Annotated in this window: 18 protein-coding genes; 12 read left to right on the forward strand and 6 right to left on the reverse strand. The window is 64.6% G+C overall.

What is annotated here, in order from left to right; translation table 11 throughout:
• Positions 1 to 2 precede the first annotated feature (2 nt).
• Genes A5702_RS19385 through A5702_RS19410 form a run of 6 tightly spaced genes read left to right on the forward strand, consistent with a single transcriptional unit; the run spans position 3 to position 7,861 of the window.
• Positions 3 to 1,265 carry an MCE family protein gene (locus A5702_RS19385; protein WP_055400313.1) on the forward strand — a complete coding sequence of 421 codons (1,263 nt, stop codon included), beginning with the start codon at positions 3 to 5 and terminating at the stop codon, positions 1,263 to 1,265.
• The gene (locus tag A5702_RS19390) at positions 1,262 to 2,284 is read left to right on the forward strand and encodes an MCE family protein (RefSeq protein WP_068222799.1); all 1,023 of its coding nucleotides are present in this window, start codon (positions 1,262 to 1,264) and stop codon (positions 2,282 to 2,284) included. Before A5702_RS19385 ends, A5702_RS19390 begins: the two co-directional genes overlap by 4 nt.
• Positions 2,284 to 3,402, forward strand: a complete 1,119-nt coding sequence (locus tag A5702_RS19395) for an MCE family protein (RefSeq protein WP_068222842.1) — start codon at positions 2,284 to 2,286, stop codon at positions 3,400 to 3,402. Before A5702_RS19390 ends, A5702_RS19395 begins: the two co-directional genes overlap by 1 nt.
• Positions 3,399 to 4,814 (forward strand): MCE family protein, encoded by a 1,416-nt coding sequence (locus A5702_RS19400; RefSeq protein WP_055400309.1) that lies wholly within the window; start codon positions 3,399 to 3,401, stop codon positions 4,812 to 4,814. The genes A5702_RS19395 and A5702_RS19400 overlap by 4 nt, the downstream gene beginning before the upstream one ends.
• Positions 4,811 to 6,103, forward strand: a complete 1,293-nt coding sequence (locus tag A5702_RS19405; RefSeq protein ID WP_068222801.1) for an MCE family protein — start codon at positions 4,811 to 4,813, stop codon at positions 6,101 to 6,103. Before A5702_RS19400 ends, A5702_RS19405 begins: the two co-directional genes overlap by 4 nt.
• Positions 6,104 to 7,861, forward strand: coding sequence for an MCE family protein (locus A5702_RS19410; protein WP_068222803.1), 1,758 nt, complete (start codon positions 6,104 to 6,106; stop codon positions 7,859 to 7,861).
• Positions 7,862 to 7,916: 55 nt separating this feature from the next.
• On the opposite strand, the gene A5702_RS19415 is transcribed toward A5702_RS19410, so the two are convergent.
• The 3 genes from A5702_RS19415 to A5702_RS19425 all read right to left on the reverse strand — a co-directional run bounded on the left by A5702_RS19415 (position 7,917) and on the right by A5702_RS19425 (position 10,011).
• Positions 7,917 to 8,438 carry a hypothetical protein gene (locus tag A5702_RS19415; protein WP_067817282.1) on the reverse strand — a complete coding sequence of 174 codons (522 nt, stop codon included), beginning with the start codon at positions 8,436 to 8,438 and terminating at the stop codon, positions 7,917 to 7,919.
• Positions 8,439 to 8,569: 131 nt separating this feature from the next.
• Positions 8,570 to 9,211, reverse strand: a complete 642-nt coding sequence (locus A5702_RS19420; protein ID WP_055400302.1) for a hypothetical protein — start codon at positions 9,209 to 9,211, stop codon at positions 8,570 to 8,572.
• On the reverse strand, positions 9,208 to 10,011 hold the full coding sequence (locus A5702_RS19425) for a hypothetical protein (RefSeq protein WP_068222844.1): 804 nt from the start codon (positions 10,009 to 10,011) through the stop codon (positions 9,208 to 9,210). The genes A5702_RS19420 and A5702_RS19425 overlap by 4 nt, the downstream gene beginning before the upstream one ends.
• Before the next feature lie 213 nt (positions 10,012 to 10,224).
• Between A5702_RS19425 and A5702_RS19430 the strand changes: the two genes are divergently transcribed.
• Complete coding sequence (locus A5702_RS19430) at positions 10,225 to 10,608, forward strand: hypothetical protein (protein ID WP_197506639.1); 384 nt, start codon at positions 10,225 to 10,227, stop codon at positions 10,606 to 10,608.
• A 15-nt stretch (positions 10,609 to 10,623) separates the two neighbouring features.
• Here A5702_RS19430 and A5702_RS19435 read toward each other — a convergent pair whose 3' ends face one another.
• Complete coding sequence (locus tag A5702_RS19435) at positions 10,624 to 11,226, reverse strand: TetR/AcrR family transcriptional regulator (RefSeq protein ID WP_068222805.1); 603 nt, start codon at positions 11,224 to 11,226, stop codon at positions 10,624 to 10,626.
• Between the two features lie 95 nt (positions 11,227 to 11,321).
• On the opposite strand from A5702_RS19435, the gene A5702_RS19440 reads away from it, so the two are divergent.
• Genes A5702_RS19440 through A5702_RS19455 form a run of 4 tightly spaced genes read left to right on the forward strand, consistent with a single transcriptional unit; the run spans position 11,322 to position 13,796 of the window.
• Positions 11,322 to 12,107 carry a hypothetical protein gene (locus A5702_RS19440; RefSeq protein ID WP_068222852.1) on the forward strand — a complete coding sequence of 262 codons (786 nt, stop codon included), beginning with the start codon at positions 11,322 to 11,324 and terminating at the stop codon, positions 12,105 to 12,107.
• Positions 12,104 to 12,916, forward strand: coding sequence for a hypothetical protein (locus tag A5702_RS19445; protein WP_068222807.1), 813 nt, complete (start codon positions 12,104 to 12,106; stop codon positions 12,914 to 12,916). Before A5702_RS19440 ends, A5702_RS19445 begins: the two co-directional genes overlap by 4 nt.
• A complete protein-coding gene (locus tag A5702_RS19450) occupies positions 12,916 to 13,512 on the forward strand; it encodes a cytochrome c oxidase subunit 3 family protein (protein WP_068222809.1) in 597 nt (198 codons plus the stop codon). The genes A5702_RS19445 and A5702_RS19450 overlap by 1 nt, the downstream gene beginning before the upstream one ends.
• A complete protein-coding gene (locus A5702_RS19455) occupies positions 13,512 to 13,796 on the forward strand; it encodes a cytochrome C oxidase subunit IV family protein (RefSeq protein ID WP_068222855.1) in 285 nt (94 codons plus the stop codon). The genes A5702_RS19450 and A5702_RS19455 overlap by 1 nt, the downstream gene beginning before the upstream one ends.
• A 1-nt stretch (position 13,797) precedes the next feature.
• Here the strand turns inward: A5702_RS19455 and A5702_RS19460 are convergent, their stop codons facing one another.
• Positions 13,798 to 15,093 (reverse strand): cytochrome P450, encoded by a 1,296-nt coding sequence (locus A5702_RS19460; RefSeq protein ID WP_068222811.1) that lies wholly within the window; start codon positions 15,091 to 15,093, stop codon positions 13,798 to 13,800.
• Between the two features lie 194 nt (positions 15,094 to 15,287).
• Here A5702_RS19460 and A5702_RS19465 point away from each other — a divergent pair, with 194 nt between their 5' ends.
• Positions 15,288 to 16,001, forward strand: a complete 714-nt coding sequence (locus A5702_RS19465; RefSeq protein WP_055400292.1) for a TetR/AcrR family transcriptional regulator — start codon at positions 15,288 to 15,290, stop codon at positions 15,999 to 16,001.
• On the opposite strand, the gene A5702_RS19470 is transcribed toward A5702_RS19465, so the two are convergent.
• Complete coding sequence (locus A5702_RS19470; protein WP_082956133.1) at positions 15,917 to 16,240, reverse strand: hypothetical protein; 324 nt, start codon at positions 16,238 to 16,240, stop codon at positions 15,917 to 15,919. The two genes, A5702_RS19465 and A5702_RS19470, sit on opposite strands and share 85 nt — an antisense overlap.
• Positions 16,241 to 16,322 lie beyond the last annotated feature (82 nt).

Raw genomic sequence — 16,322 nt, forward strand, 5'->3', positions numbered from 1 at the left:
CAGTGACGCAGAGTGTGCCAGCGGGTCGCGGCGCCGTCGGCGGCCGGCACCCGCGCGCCGGTCACGCCCGGCCACCGGTCGGACGCAACTACCTGCCGCCCCTGCTCGGGTTGGCCACGGTTCTCATCATTGGCGTGATTTTCGCCGTGGCGGTCGGTCTGTTTCAGGGCTCCTTCACCGAAACCGTGCCGGTGACGGTGATCTCGCAACGAGCCGGCCTTGTCATGAATCCCGACGCCAAGGTCAAGATGCGCGGCGTGCAGGTGGGCAAGGTCTCCTCGATCGAGCCGCTGCCCAACGGCGAGGCCGCCATTCATCTGGCGATGGACCCGTCGCAATTGCGCTTCATCCCAAGCAACGTGCTCGTCGACATCGCGTCGTCGACAGTGTTCGGCGCGAAGTCCGTCCAGCTGGTGGAGCCCGCCCAGCCCGCGGCCCAGCGTCTGCACGGGGGCCAGACGCTGCAAGGCCAGCACGTCATGGTCGAAATCAATACCGTGTTCCAGCAACTGGTTTCGGTGCTCAGCCACATCGACCCGCCCAAGCTCAACGAGTCACTGGGCGCCCTCGCCCAAGCGTTCAGCGGGCGGGGCCCACAGCTTGGTCAGTCGCTGAGCGACCTGGATTCGTTCCTGGCCAAACTGGAGCCGAGCCTGCCCGCGTTCCGTCATGACTTCTCGGTCTTACCGGCGGTAGCCAACGCCTATGCCGACGCGGCACCCGACCTAGTGAAGACCGCGGCCAACGCGACCCGAATCAGCAAGACGATTGTCGATGAGCAGCACAACCTGGATGCGTTGCTGATCAGCACGATCGGATTGGCCGACATCGGCAACGACGTCCTGTCGACGAACCGCCAACCGCTGACGGACGTCATGCATCTGTTGGTGCCAACCACCGATCTGACCAATGAGTACAACCCCGCGCTTACCTGCGCTTTTGGCGGACTCGTACGCCTATCGCACGCGGCGCCACTGTCGGAACCCAGTATCAACATCTCGGCGAGTCTCGTCTGGGGTGCCGAACGTTATCGGTATCCGACGAACCTGCCCAAGGTTGCGGCGACGGGCGGTCCGCGCTGCGTGGGTCTGCCGTCGCTGCCGTTCAATACGGCTCCCCCGCAGCTGATTGCCGACATCGGCGCGGACCCGGTGGTGTACGGAAATCCGCAGCTGATGATCAATTCCGATCTGCTCAAAGAGCTGCTGTACGGACCGATCGCCGGACCGCCGCGCAACTCCGCCCAGATCGGACAACCGGGATGAGAACACGCGCCACGCTGGTCAAATTCACGATCTTCGCGATCGTGATGGCGACGCTGACCGCCTTCCTGTTCTTCATCTTCGGCCAGTACCGGACGGGTGCGACGAACGGGTATTCGGCGGTGTTCACCGATGTTTCGCGTCTCAAGCCGGGGCAGTCGGTGCGGGTCGCCGGGATCCGGGTCGGCACCGTCAACGGCGTCTCTCTGCAGCCGGACAAGAAAGTCGTGGTGAAGTTCGACGTCGACCGCAACATCGTCTTGACGGAGGGCTCCCGGGCGGCGGTCCGCTACCTGAACCTGGTGGGCGACCGCTACCTCGAACTCGTCGATGGCCCGGGCTCGACCAAGCGGCTGCCGGCCGGCGGGCAGATCCCCGTCAACCGGACGGCGCCAGCGCTAGACCTCGATCTGCTACTCGGTGGACTCAAACCCGTCACCCAAGGCCTGAATGCGCGTGACGTCAACGCGTTGACCGCGGGATTGTTACAAGTTTTCCAGGGGCAGGGCGGGACCCTCGACTCGCTGTTCGCCAAGACGACGTCGTTCTCAAACGCTCTGGCCGACAACGATCAAACCGTGCAGCAACTGATCGACAACCTCAACATCGTGATCGGCACGGTTTCCAAAGACGGCAAACAGTTCTCTGGCACGATCGATCGACTCGAGCAGCTTGTCAGCGGCCTGTCGAATGACCGCGACACGATCGGCTCCGCCATCGACGCCTTGGACAAGGGAACCGCGTCGTTGGCGGATCTGCTTGCCGAGGCCCGCCCGCCGCTGTCTGGCACAGTAGCTCAGCTGAATCGGCTGGCGCCGATTCTCGATAACGACAGGGACCGCCTCGACGGCGCACTTCAGAAGGCGCCGAAGAACTACCGCAAGCTGGTCCGGCTCGGCGTGAACGGCGCCACCATCCCGTACTACCTCTGCCAGTTCGGGATCCGCGGCACAGATCTTCAGGGCAAGACAGTGCGCGCCAACATCTATCGGTCAGATGCAGGAAGGTGCACGGAACCCTGATGCTCAAGTATCGCGGAGCTCAGCTCGTGAAGCCTGGCTTCATCGGCGTCATCCTGGCGGTGATGGTCATCCTGGTCGGCCTGTCACCCGACCGATTCATCCAATGGGCGACGATGGTCAGGTACCAGGCGCTGTTCACCGAAGCCGGCGGCCTAGCGAAGGGCAATCCGGTAATCGTGTCGGGGATGAAGGTCGGCACGGTGTCGGACGTGAAGCTGCGGCAAGGCGACGCTCTCGTGACGTTCGCGATGAAGGGCAACGTCCTGCTCGGCTCGGAAACGTCCGCCCACATCCGCACGGGCACACTGCTCGGCGAGCGCATGCTGACGGTGGAGTCCGCCGGCACCGGCACGATGCACCCGATGGCTCTCATCCCCGTCTCGCGCACCTCTTCTCCGTACTCGCTGACGGAAGCGGTCAGCGACTTCACGTCGGATACGGCCGGCACCAACACCGCCGCGCTGAATCAATCGTTGGACACGCTGGCGGCCACGCTCGACCAGATCGCACCCCAAATGGGGCCGGCCTTCGACGCGCTCACCCGGCTATCGCGAACCCTCAACAGCCGCAACAAGAACCTGGGCGAGTTATTCAAAAGCGCCAGCGATGTCACCGGGATACTCTCCGAACGCAGCATGCAGGTCAACAAGCTCATCCTCAACTCCGATTCCCTGCTCCAAGTGCTGGTCGCACGCCGGCAAGAGATCGTGGACCTGCTGGCCAACACCTCGGCAGTGGCCAAGCAGCTGACGGGCTTGGTGCACGACAACGAAAGCACCTTGGCGCCAACGCTGGAGAGGCTGAACAGGGTCCTCGCGGTCTTGGAAAAGAACCGAGACAACATCGGCAAGGCCCTTCCGGGCCTCGCCAAATTCCAGATCACGGTCGGTGAGGCCATCGCCGGTATGTACGCCTACCAGGCGTTCGTCCCGAACTTCCTTGTCCCGCAACTTTTCCAGGAGTTCTTCGACTACCTCTGGGGATTCCGCACCTTCGATACTTCAAAGGGTCCGGGCTTCCCGTCACCGGTACCTCGGGCGCTGACCCCCTGGCCGTACAACTCCATTCCGCAGTGCCCTGGCTGCACGTTGGGCGGACGGATCGGGGGATCACAATGACCTCTCGGATTCCGCGCAAGCGGCTGGCGGCCGTCACGGCGGTTGTCTTGGTCGGGCTGACAATTGCCGCCGCCGCCGTGCTGGTCCGTAATACGTTTTTCGGCCCACGAACGATCACCGCCTACTTCACCACCGCCACCGCGATCTATCCCCATGACGAGGTACGGGTCTCGGGCGTCAAGGTCGGCAGCATCAAGTCCATTGCGCCGCAAGGCACCCAGGCCAAGATGGTCCTCACGGTCGACCGCGGCGTGCCCATCCCGGCCGACGCGAAGGCCGTTATCGTCGCCCCGAATCTGGTGGCTTCCCGCTACGTCCAGCTCACGCCGGCTTACCGCGACAGTGGGCCGGTGATGCGCGACGGGGCGGTCATCGGAGTCGAACGGACCGCGGTGCCGGTTGAGTGGGACGAGGTCAAAACCCAGTTGATGCGGCTGGCAACGGATTTGGGGCCCAAGAGCGGGGTATCGGGCACGTCGGTGGGCCGATTCATCGACAGCGCCGCCAATGCGCTCGACGGCAACGGCGACAAGCTGCGCCAGACGCTCGGTCAATTGTCGGGCGTGGGCCGGATCCTCGCCAACGGCAGCGGCAACATCGTCGACATCATCAAAAACCTGCAGACCTTTGTCGGCGCCCTGCGCGACAGCAACGTCCAGCTCGTGCAGTTCAATGACCGCCTGGCCACGCTCACCAGTGTGGTCAATGACAGCAAATCCGAACTGGACGCGGCTCTGACCGATCTGTCGACGGCGGTCGGCGAGGTGCAGCGATTCATCGCCGGGACTCGCAACCAGACCAGCGAGCAAATCGCCAGGCTGGCCGATGTCACGCAGAACCTGGTCGATCACCACATGGCCCTGGAAAACATTCTGCACGCGGCGCCGAACGCGTTCGGCAACTTCTTCAACGACTACAACGCCGACACCGGAACCATCATCGGAGGATTCGGGCTCATGAATGCGGCGAATCCGACATGGGGCGGTCAGGTTCTGCTGTCCGTACCGGGCTGCACGCAAATCGGCGCCATCGAGAACATCACGGCGGTCGAATCCGGCAAGCTGTGCTCGCTGTTCCTCGGACCCGGACTGCGGCAGACCAACTGGAATAACTCTCCCATTCCCATCAACCCGTTCCTACACAAGTCGATTGACCCGTCCAAGGTTCTCTACACCGAACAGCGCCTGGCGCCCGGCGGCGAGGGTCCGAAACCCGGACCGCCCGAGATCCCGCCCGCGGTGTCGGCCTACACCGGGCTGCCGGGCGATCCGGTCGGCCCCCCGGGGGCGGTGCCGCCGGAGCGGATACCGGGCGCGGCGATGCCGCTGCCGCCCCCGCCTTCGACACCGCCACCACCGCCGGCGCCCAGCGTGTCGGGCATGCTGCTGCCAGACGGAGGGCCACAACAATGAGCGCATGGGTTGCGGCCAAGCGGGTATTCGCCACCGGCTGTTGCGTGGTGGTGACGGCCACGGGATGCGCATTCCACGGCCTGAATTCGCTACCGCTGCCCGGCGCGGTCGGACGCGGGCCAGGGGCCAACATCTACCACGTCGAACTCCCGAATGTCGGTACGATGGAGTCGAATTCGCCGGTGATGATCGATGACGTCGTCGTCGGAAGTGTCGGTGCGATGAAGGTGCAAGGCTGGCACGCGGACGTCGAGATCTCGGTCAAGCGCGATGTGGTGGTCCCAGCCAATGTGGTAGCCACCGTCGGTCAGACGAGCCTGCTGGGCTCGATGCATGTGGAGCTCAATACTCCGCCGGGTCAGCAGGGAAGCGGACGGCTGCAGCCGGGCGCCACCATCCCGCTGAGTCGGTCATCGGCCTACCCGTCGACCGAGCAGACGCTGTCGTCGCTGGGCGCGGTCGTCAACGGCGGTGGACTGGGACAGATCGGGGAGGTCATCCACAACTTCTCGGCCGCCCTGTCCGGGCACGAGGGCGCCGTGCGTGATCTGATTACCCGCCTGGACACATTCGTCGGGACTTTGGACGACCAGCGCGACGACATCGTCGCCTCCATCCAGGCGCTGAATCGGCTGTCGGCAACGTTCGCCGACCAACGCGACGTTCTTACCGATGCGCTGCGTAAAATACCGCCGGCGCTCGAGGTGTTGACCAGGGAGCGGCCTCGTCTGACGGCCGCCCTGGACCACCTCCGTGTGTTCAGCAACACCGCCAACAGACTGGTCAACGATGCCCAGGCCGATCTGGTCACGAACCTCAAAAACCTGGAGCCGACCATCAAGGCGCTCGCCGACGTCGGACCGGAGTTCGGCGCTGCCATCGCGGGGTCGTTCGTGTTCCCGTTCACGCAGAACTTTGTCGACCGAGCGGTCCGAGGCGACTTCTTCAACCTGCATTTCGACTTCGACCTGACGATTCCCCGGCTTAAGCGAGGACTGATGCTGGGGACGCACTGGGGACAGCTGGATATGCCCGAGCCGCCGGTGCCCGGGGACCCGTATCGCCTGAATTACACACTCGATCCGCTGCATAACCCGCTACGGCCGCCGTGGATCGATCCCAATGCCTTACCGCTGCCCCCGCCACCGCCGGGTGCGGTACCGGGACCGGGGCTGGGGAATTATGGACCGCTGCCCGGACCTCCGCCGGCTGCGGCCTCGCCGCCCGACGCGGGTCCTGGTCAGACGCCGGCGCCCGCAGAGGCGCCTGGAACGGGAGCCGGTGGATAGATGCTGACGCGCTTCGTTCGGATCCAGCTGGCGATCTTCGCGATCGCCGGGACCATTGGCGTGATCGCGATGGTCCTGTTCTACATCCAAGCGCCGACGCTACTGGGCATCGGTCGGATGACGGTGACGCTGGAGCTGCCGGCCACCGGCGGCCTGTATCGGTTCTCCAACGTGACCTATCGTGGAGTTCAGCTCGGCAAGGTCACCGCCGTGGGTTTGACGCCGAACGGCGCCAAAGCGACGCTGTCGCTTAGCACTTCACCCAAGGTCCCGGCGGACTTGACCGCCGAGGTGCTCAGTGTCTCCGCGGTGGGTGAACAGTACGTGGACCTTCGGCCCAGAAACGACTCGCCGCCCTACCTGCACGACGGCTCGGTTATTGCCATGCGCGACACGACAATTCCGCAACCGGTCGCCCCAATGCTCGAGCAGGTCAATGCGTTGGTCCAGAGCATCCCGAAGACCAAACTCGGCCAATTACTCGACGAGTCATTCCAGGGCTTCAACGGTTCCGGTTACGACCTGGGGTCACTGCTCGACTCGTCACAGACGTTGTCCCGCGACGCCAACGGCGTGGTCGATCGCACCCGGGCCCTCACCGAAGACACCGGGCCGCTGCTGGACAGCCAGGCGCGCACCCTCGATTCGATAAGAACGTGGGCGCGTAGCTTCGCAGGCATTTCGGATACGTTGGTGACCAACGATTCTCACTTCCGCACCATCCTGCAAACGGGTCCGGAGACTGCGAACGAAGCATCCCGGCTTTTCGAACAAATCAAACCGACGCTGCCGGTGTTGCTTGCCAACCTCACCACCATCGGCCAGATCGGCGTCACCTACCATCCCTCGCTCGAGCAGCTGCTCGTATTGCTTCCGTCGGGCGTGGCAATCGAGCAGGCCGCTGCGGGTGAGAACCACCCCGACGGTAGGGCTTACGGTGACTTCGCAGCCACGGTCGAGGATCCACCCATCTGCACGGTCGGCTTCATGCCGCCCAACACATGGCGATCCCCGGACGACCTCACCGACATCGACACACCGGACGGGTTGTATTGCAAACTCCCGCAGGATTCACCGATCGCGGTTCGCGGCGCCCGCAACTACCCCTGCATGGGTCACCCGGGTAAGCGGGCGCCGACCGTCGAAATCTGTAACAGCGACAAGCCGTTCATGCCGTTGGCGATGCGCCAGCACGCCCTCGGTCCCTATCCGCTGGATCCGAATCTACTATCCCAGGGCGTCCCGCCCGATGACCGGATCACCACCAACGACAGGATTTTCGGCCCAGTCGAGGGAACGCCGCTGCCGCCTGGGGCCGTACCGCGCGGCTCACCCGCGGGGCCCCGGGGCGAAAATCCCCCACCGGGCACGGTGGGAGCTGCTGTACCGCCCGTGCCGTCGTCCGGACCCCTTGCGCTGGCGCCCATGTCGAGAATGTCGGCGGAGCTTCCGCCCATCGCGCCACTCGACGTCCCTGCGCCGGGAGAGCTTCCCGCACCGCCCGCCGCGCCAGCACCGCCTTTGGCCCCGCCCGTTCCTTCCGATCCGGCACCGGCAGACACAGCTGGCGGCGGAGGACCCCAGGCTGCGCCAAGCTCGTTCGGAGCCAACGCATCCAAACCCGCGCCCTCGGTCGTGGTGGCAAAGTACGATCCGCGCACCGGTCGTTATATCGGCCCGGACGGGAAGCTGTATCAGCAGTCGGACCTCGTTGCTCCGAAAGCGCCCAGGACGTGGAAGGACATGCTCCCCACCTGAATTCGCCCCGACATGAAGCGGTCGGCAGGGCCGGCCTGCGGCTACGACCGCCCGGTCAGGAGAGCTGGTCCAGGCGCAACGGCATCGTGATATCAAGCCAATTGTTCTGCCCGCAGGCGCCGCTTGGGCCGACCGTCTTGTCCTTGCCCGAGAAGACGCGCGACCCGAGTTGGAATCCACCATTGTCATTCACCGGATAGAAAAAGAAGGCCTGCATCCCGGAAAACGCGGTACCGTCTTCGCACCGCTCCCAGTTCGGCACTTCGTGTTTCACCTTCCACATCTGGCCATCATTCATATACATGGGCGCGCTCCAGCCCTGGTCGCTCGTGACCGTGCCATGGCATTCCTGGGTGGTTTCGCACGTCGAGTTGATGGTCCACACTTGGTAGACCGTCGGTTCGCCGAAGTACTGGTCATTTCTCTGGGCCCAGTCGCCGATGGACGTGGCACGGTAAGTCCCGTTGATCGCCACGTCTTCCTTGGTTATAGCCTTGGCCGTGGATGCAGTGCTCAGACCGCCGAAGGCGGTGAGAGCCACCAGCGTTGCAGTGCTGAGTGTTTTGGCTGGACGCATCGGCTGCTCCTCGAACCGGGTAATCCGAGAGTGCCTGTGGCACCTTTTCGCCGTCGGTTGCGGCGCTCTTGAGCGATGACGTTACACCGCTTCGGGCCGCCGGTTAACGGTTAGGGCAAGATCAGCCGCGCTTATCCGGAGGGGTCGAATTTCGCGATCAGCCAGGAGCCGTTGACTTTCGACAGCGTGACCAGGACGCTGCTCTGCGTGTTCTCAGGATCCTTCTTTTGCTCGCTTTTCGTCGTCTGGTTGACGAAAACCAGCACGACGGCCGAATCGGGATGCAATTCCGAGACCGCGGCCCGAATCACCTTGGCAGACGCCGTCAGCTGTCCCTTCTGCGCCGTCGGCGCGACGACATCGTCGCTGAATTTGCTGTAATACCGTAGAAGGTCACCGGTGAGATGTGACTTCGCGTTGGTGAAATCGCGGTTCAAATGGTCATAGGAATACGACAACACGGCCACGGCGCCATCTGACGCTGCCTGGATCGCCCGGTGCGCCGCCACATCGTCGACCTGCTGATCCGGCCGGTACACGATGAAGTACACGCCGCCAGCGACTCCCAGTGCGGCAATAACCAACGTTGTCGCGACGATCGAACGCCAACTCGCCGCATACCGGCGGGCGCGGCGCCCGATCTCGGCCAGCCGGTGCAAGCGCGCCGGTCCCACTCCAGCGCGCGCCAGTTCGTCCTCGCCGTCGGGCGAAGTATGGGCGCCGTCAATCGCCTTTCCGGTCCCGTCCGGCGGCGAGCCGGGTTCGACAGTCATCGCACGAATTCAACTTTCGACATCTTGAGCTGGCCGCCGTCGCGGTCCATATTGACGCTGAGCCGAAACAGGGCGGGCGGCGGTTTGGCGGTATCTGGCCCAATGGGATCGGTTTTCGCCGCCACAAGCACGACTCCGGAATTGTCGCTAAACGACTGGACGGCGACGGCTTCGATGGTGACCTTGGCGCCGACCTTAGTCTCCTCGGCCCTCTTGACCATCAGGGCCGACAGCACGGAGAGCTGGTCCTTTTGGTCGCCCGTGGAGGCATCGATGGCGCGCTGGACACTCTCCTTGGCGCGATCGGGGTCAATCGACATGAAGGCCGTAATCCCTTGCCGGGCGGCTGCACTGAACTCCGCGGCGAGTTGGCGATTATGCAACGCGGTGTGATGCTGCCACAGCATGTAGCCGCTCGCGGCGAGAGAAGTGGAGAAGAGAACGATGCCGATGCCGGCGGCTACAGTCTTCCGCCCTGGGCGCCTTAGCCACCGTGGCCGCCTGGGGCGTCGCGGCAAACGTAGCCGTTTCCGGGTGGACGTCGCCGATCGCTGCTCGACGTCGTGGGCGTCGTCCTCCGCGCCCCCGGATTCGGCTGCCCCGAGCAGGCTTTCCAGGCGCGCCCGAGCCGCCGCGGCCCGCGCTTCGGCGTTGGCAACTTCGTCTTCTTCCGGATGCTCTCCGGATGCGGCCGCTACGTCGCCGCTCTCAGCCCCTGCGTTTGACTGCGGTTCGTCGGGATCGGTCGCATCCCTCGGGTCACCACAATCGTCGGTGTCGGGTCCCACCGGATCGTGCACGGGGAGGAAGCTTATCACTCCGACCTGGGGTCAACGCCGTCACCGGGCGGCTGGGTTGTGCCCCTGACATGCGGAACTGCTCCCCCCGGGAGGCGCGCGGAGCGGCGTTCGAGACGGCCCGGCGCCGCCCCCGGTCGCCCGAGTTGATCTCTCCAAGCAGGAGAATTTTCTTTTCGGGTGTGGCAAAGTAATTGGGTGCGATTCATCGTGGCGATGGCGGCCGCGTTGGTCGGCGCCCGCGTGCTGGCGGCGCCGCCATCCTTTGCGGGGCCAACGGTCTGCGACTACCCCGCCTGCACCCCGGGGATCATGCCCCACCAGGTTCTAGGTGCGCCTTGCGAAAACACCACCTACTACGCCTTCGGTGTCGCCGATGGATACGTGTCGTTCGCCTCGGAGCCCGGACGGCTGATGTTCTGCGGTTCACCTAGGAGGTACCAGCCCCGATGGTTCCGCTCACCTCCGATGGCGGGGGTCAAGGATGAGAACGCAAACTGCCAGAACTACCTGAACTACGTCGCGCAGGCACCTGACGGTCTATTCCTGATCTGTATCGCTCACGACGGCATAGCGAGTTGGGTCCGCGCCGACACCTAGCCACAGCGTTTCGGGTCAGCCTGGCCCGCCCCGGGGCAGACCGAGCAGGCGCCGGCTCAAATCGGTGACCCTGTCGAGCAACGTCTCGTCGTCGATGTCGGCAACCAGCGGATGCATGACGGCGGTGCTGAGCGCGCCGGAGAACATGGCCGCCTCGATCCGCCCGTCCAGGCCCGCATCACTCAGCAGCACGCTGTACAGCCGGTCCATGAAGACCTGAAAGGGCCTGTGCTCGGCCAGCAATCGGACGACGACGGGATCGAATTGCAGCGTGCGCACCAACCGGCGGTCGCGCACGGCCATCTCAATCACGCTGACCAGCAAGGCATCTCGCGCTTGCGGACCGTCGCCGTAGGCCTCGGCCTCCTCGAGCGCCGGCTCGAGCCGGCCGAGCTCGCGCTCGGTCACAGCGATGACGATCTGCTCCTTGGTCCGGAATTGATGGTAGACAGCGGCTTTGGTGATGCCGACGGCGTCGGCGATCATCTGCAGCGACGTACCGCTGACGCCGTGAGTGGCGAACAGATCCAGCGCGGCATCGAGTACCCGCGTCCTGGCCGGGCTGTGCTCGATCAGCCAGAATTGCTCAGCGGTAACTGGTCGCCGTGCTGTTCCCACGCACCGAGACTAGACGATGCTATTGACTCCAAGCTAGCCGATCGGCTAGCTTCGCTGACTAGCCGTGTGTGCAGCCGATTTCGGGAGGGGTGCTGATGTCCGACGCCGACGGGGAGGATGCACCGGGCCGGGGGACGACGCGGGCCGCGCCGCGGCGGACCGACGGTGAGCTGATCCTGCTGTGGACGCTGCCCGCGGCCCTGATCCTCTGGATCGCGGCGTTCTTTCTCTTCCCGGGTTTCAACCCGCCGATGTCGCCGTCGATGCCCGCGGAACAGGTCGCCGCGTTCTACCGCGATCCGGCCCACCTGCCGGAGATCCGGTACAGCATGATCGTGTTCAACTGGTTCGGCGTATGCCTGGTCCCGATCCTGGCCCTGATCGTGCTGCAGATCCGCAGGATGGCGCACCGGACGCCGATCTTCTCCTACGCGATGCTGGGTTGCGCGGCCGGCGGCCCGACCCTCTTCCTCGTCGCCAACGTCTGCTGGTTACTGGCCGCCTTTCGGCCGGAGCGCAGTCCCGCGCTGACCCAGCTGCTCAACGACCTCGGCTGGATCACCTTCACGATCCTGGTTCCTTTCCTGATCGGCCAGAGCGTGATCCTCGCCCTGGCAATCTATTTCGATGATCAGCCGCGCCCGGTGTTCGGCCGCTGGGTGGCTTACTTCAACCTTCTCGTGGCCGCCGCATTGGTGCCCGCCGCGTTCGTCGGCGTTTCGCTGACCGGGCCGCTGGCGTGGGACGGCTTTCTGTCGTTCTGGGTGAAGAACACCGCGATCGCCGTCTGGATCGTCGTAATGGGCGTCGTCCTGGCGCGCGCCGTTTATCGCGAGCGCGTCGAGAACCTCGGGCGCTCAGGCGAACTGGTTGACGCGTGAGCGCGGTGACCACATCGCCGACATCCGCCGCCCCACCCCCCACGGGGTCGCTGCCCCGGCGGATCCGCTGGCACATCAGGCATAACCCCAAGCGAGAACTGTGGCTGGCGTGGGGCTTCCTGATGGTGTTCTACACGCTCTTCTTCCCGATGTTCTTCATCGTGGCGCAGGTCCAGCCCCCGCCGGAGCCCACCTGGGATCTCGCCACGCAGGCGCACTGGTTCTCCGAGCGCCACCTAGGGATACCCGTCGGCTTCGGCGTCATCTTCGCGATCAGCGGCATGATCGCGTTCAACAATGCGATCATCGCCTACTCGATGCGGCGCATGTCGGTCAGCCGCGCCTTCGCGTATTCGTATCTGCTCATCTATTCGCTCAGCGCGGTTCCCGGCATGCTGCTGCTCAACATCGCGCTGATCGTCGGCACCCTGCGACCCGAGCGCGACCCCGAGGCGATCGGCTGGCTGTACGACTTCGCCTTCTTGTCTTTTGACGGCACCATGGGGGTGTTCCTGATCGGCTCGCTGATCTGGATGCTCGCCATCCTGCTCGACAAGAATCGGGTGTTCCCCAAGTGGTTCGGGTATTTGAACCTGTGCAACGCACTGACCGAGGTGGTGGTTGCGCCGTGCTGGATCTTCCGGCGTGGCGTGTTCGCGTGGGACGGCGAGATCGCCTGGTGGCTGGACATGGTCGTATTCGGCTTCTACCAAGTAACTTTCATCGTCATGCTGTTCCAAATGATCCGCCGCGAAGACTTCGGCACCGGGCCACTGCCCGAGCTGGCGGCAAGAGAGGCAGCCGCCTGATGACCGAGACGGCCGACGAGAACCGACGGGCCAGATTCGTGCCCGGTCAACCCGACATGTGGGCCTTCGTGCTGTTCGAGACCCTAGTCTTCACCGCGTATTTCGGCTTCTACCTGTTCTCCCGAGCTCGCAACCCCGAACTGTTCCTGCAGTCGCAGGCGCACCTCGACCTGCGCATCGGGGTATTCAACACCCTTGTCCTGCTGCTGAGCTCGTGGTCGGTGGCGCGGTGTGTCCAGTCCGCCCGCGCCGGCGCCTACCCGGCGGCACTGCGGGACGCCTTCATCACGGCCGGGTTCGCGGTGCTCTTCCTGCTCGGCAAGGTTTTCGAATGGGCCCGGTTGGTCCGCATGGGAAATGGCCTGGGCAGTAACGACTTTTTCACCTACTACTTCTTCCTCACCGGCATCCACTTCGTGCACCTGCTGATCGGTTTCGTCGCCCTCGGCGTCATCGTCTACCAACTTCGCCTCAAGGCGCGAAAAGCCCACGAGTCGAAGGAGTCTCAGCAGCTCGTCGAAACCTGCGCCACCTATTGGCACACCGTCGACTTCTTGTGGGTGCTCATCTTCGCGCTGCTCTACGTGGTGAGGTGATCGGAATCAAATTCAACAAACGGCTGCTGGTGGTGTGGCTGATGCTGGCGTCGCTGACGCTGGCCTATCTGTGGATAGACCATTCCGCCGGCGGATCGCTGAGATCCAGCGCGGTGGTCACGTCGAGCGTCATCGTGATCGCACTTGTCAAAGTGCGCATCATTTTTCGCGAGTTCATGGAGGTCCGCAACGCTCCGGTGGTGCTGTGCCGGCTGACCGACGCGTGGGTTGCGGTGATGGCCGCCGCGATGCTCGGCTGCTATTTCGTCGGCTTGAACCTCTGAGTCAGCCCGCGACCGCCACCGCGTCCGCGGTGGTGAACCTCAGGTGCAGTTCGCTCAGGCCGCGCAAGATGTACGTCGGCTCGTAGGTGTAGCGACGGTCGGCGCTCGGCCCGTGGTGGGCTTCGTCGATCTCGATGTGCGACATCCGGTCCAGCAGACGCTCGATCGAGACGCGGCCCTCCACTCGGGCGAGCGGTCCGCCGGGGCAGGAATGCACGCCGCGGGCGAACGCCATGTGCTCGCGCACGTTGCGCCGGTGCAGGTCGAATTCGTGCGGGTTGGAGAACCGGCGCGGGTCGCGGTTGGCCGCCCCCGGCAGCACCATGACGACCGTGCCGGCCGGAATGTCGACTCCGCCAACGGTGGTGGCCCTTCTGGCCAGCCGGGAGTCGCTCTTGACCGGGCTGTCCATCCGCAGCGATTCCTCGATGAACCCGGGGATGAGGCTGCGGTCGTCACGCAGCTCCTGCTGGATGTCCGGCCGGTCGCCGAGCACCTGCAGCGCCGCGCTGAGCAGCTTGGCCGTGGTTTCCTGGCCGGCGGCGAAGAGGAACGTCGCCGAGCGGACGACTTCGATCACGGGCGGCGTCGAGCCGTCGGGGTACTTCGCCGACGCCAACGAGGTCAGGACGTCGTTGCGCGGCTCGCGCCGCCGATCCTCGATGTAGTCGCAGAACTTCTCGTCGAGCCACTCCAGCGGGTTGATACCGACCGACTCGTGGTCCAGCGCTCCCACCCGGGCCTCGGGGCGATCGGCACCCAACACGCTGCGGAACTCCTTGTGGTCGGATTCCGGCACGCCCAGCAGGTCGGCGATCACCAAGGTGGCGAACGGCTTTGAGTATTCGGCGATGAATTCGCATTCGCCGTTGTCCAGGAATTCGTCGAGCTGCCGGTCAGCCAGGCGCCACATGAACTCCTCGTTGTGCTTCAGCCGGCTTGGGGTCAGCAGCTTCGCCAGCACCGACCGGGCCTTGGTGTGGTCCGGCGGATCCATGGTGACCATGTGCTCGAACATGGGGAAGGAGCTGCGGTGCGCGTCGATCTGGTGGCTGATGTCGTCGCCTTCGGGCGTGAAGGGGAGCGGCGGGAAGGGCCCGCCGAGCGCGACGATGTTGGAGAACGTCTCCGGGTCCTTGTAGATCTCGCAGGCCTCGTCGTACCCGGTGACCGCGACGACGCCGTAATGGGGCAGCCGCAAGACCGGGTTTTGACTGCGCAGGTAGTCGAAATAGGGGTGCGGGTCGGGGACGAGAGACGGATCGGTGAAGAAGTCGATCGACTCGTAGTTACTCATCGGATTGCGTCTCCCTGGGCTGGGTTACCGGTCATGTTCGGCGGCAGGAAGTGGCGCCGCGGTGATTCCGAGATCGAAAATCTGCTGAGCACCTGCTTAGCATGGCGGTAATGTCAGGGTCAAGGTCGGGGCCGGCGCGCCACGATACGATCCGAGTGGTCGGCACGGGATGGCACACAGTACGGAGCGGGGACATGACATCTGCCTCTTCCGGGGCCCGCAGGATCGGGGCACCGGACGCGAAAAATCGCGGCCTGTTGCTCGATGCCGCCGAGCAGCTGATGCTCGAGGAGGGCTATGCCGCGGTGACGTCGCGACGCCTGGCGAGCAAGGCGGGGCTGAAACCTCAGCTCGTGCACTACTACTTCCGCACCATGGAGGAGTTGTTCGTCGAGGTCTTCCGCCGCCGCGCCGAGGAGGGCCTCGAAGTGCAGGCCCGAGCGCTGCGGTCGGACCAGCCATTGTGGGCGCTTTGGCGGTTCGGCACCGATCCGGGGTTCACCCGGATTTCGATGGAGTTCATGGCGCTGGCCAATCATCGCAAAGACATGCGGGCCGAAATCGCTTACTACGCCGAACGTTTTCGCGACGAGCAGCGCAAGACGGTGGCCGCCGCGTTACAGCGCTACGGTGCGGAGAACGAAGATGTGCCGGCGGTGGTCTGGACGGTGCTGATGACCAGCTTGTCGCGAATGCTGGTGCTCGAGCAGGCGATCGGCATGTCCGGCGGTCACGCCGAGACCGTGGCGTTGGTCGAGGAATACCTCCGCCGCCTGGAAGGCGACCCGCGACCCATCGAAGGTGTCCCGCCGACCTGGGTGGTTCACCAGTTGCGCAGTGAGCAGAGCACGCCTTTGGGGCCGTCTTTGGATACGACGACCGCTCCGTCCACCGCCAGATCACAGTGAAGCCCAGGCGTGCCGGGCTCGGTGCCCGTGCTCGCCACGACCATCGCGTAGTCATCGGGGTTCGACATGTCCAGATCGAAGCTCCACGGTTTGCCCGGGCCGAGATCAACGTCGACGTGCGGTGTGAACGAGTAGGGGTTGTGGCTGTAGTCGGAGAACTTCTCCGGCTGGTGGTCCAGGTAATAGATGTCGGTGTAGATCGGATTCTGCGCCGTGACGGTGTATCTCACGTGGTGCATCACCGGGTCGGCCAGGGCGTGGCCGGCGCTCACGACCGAACCGGTCGCAGCGGCCAGCAACGCCGACAGGGTCGCGGCGCCC

Source organism: Mycobacterium sp. E3339 (genome assembly GCF_001666915.1).
Lineage (GTDB): Bacteria > Actinomycetota > Actinomycetes > Mycobacteriales > Mycobacteriaceae > Mycobacterium.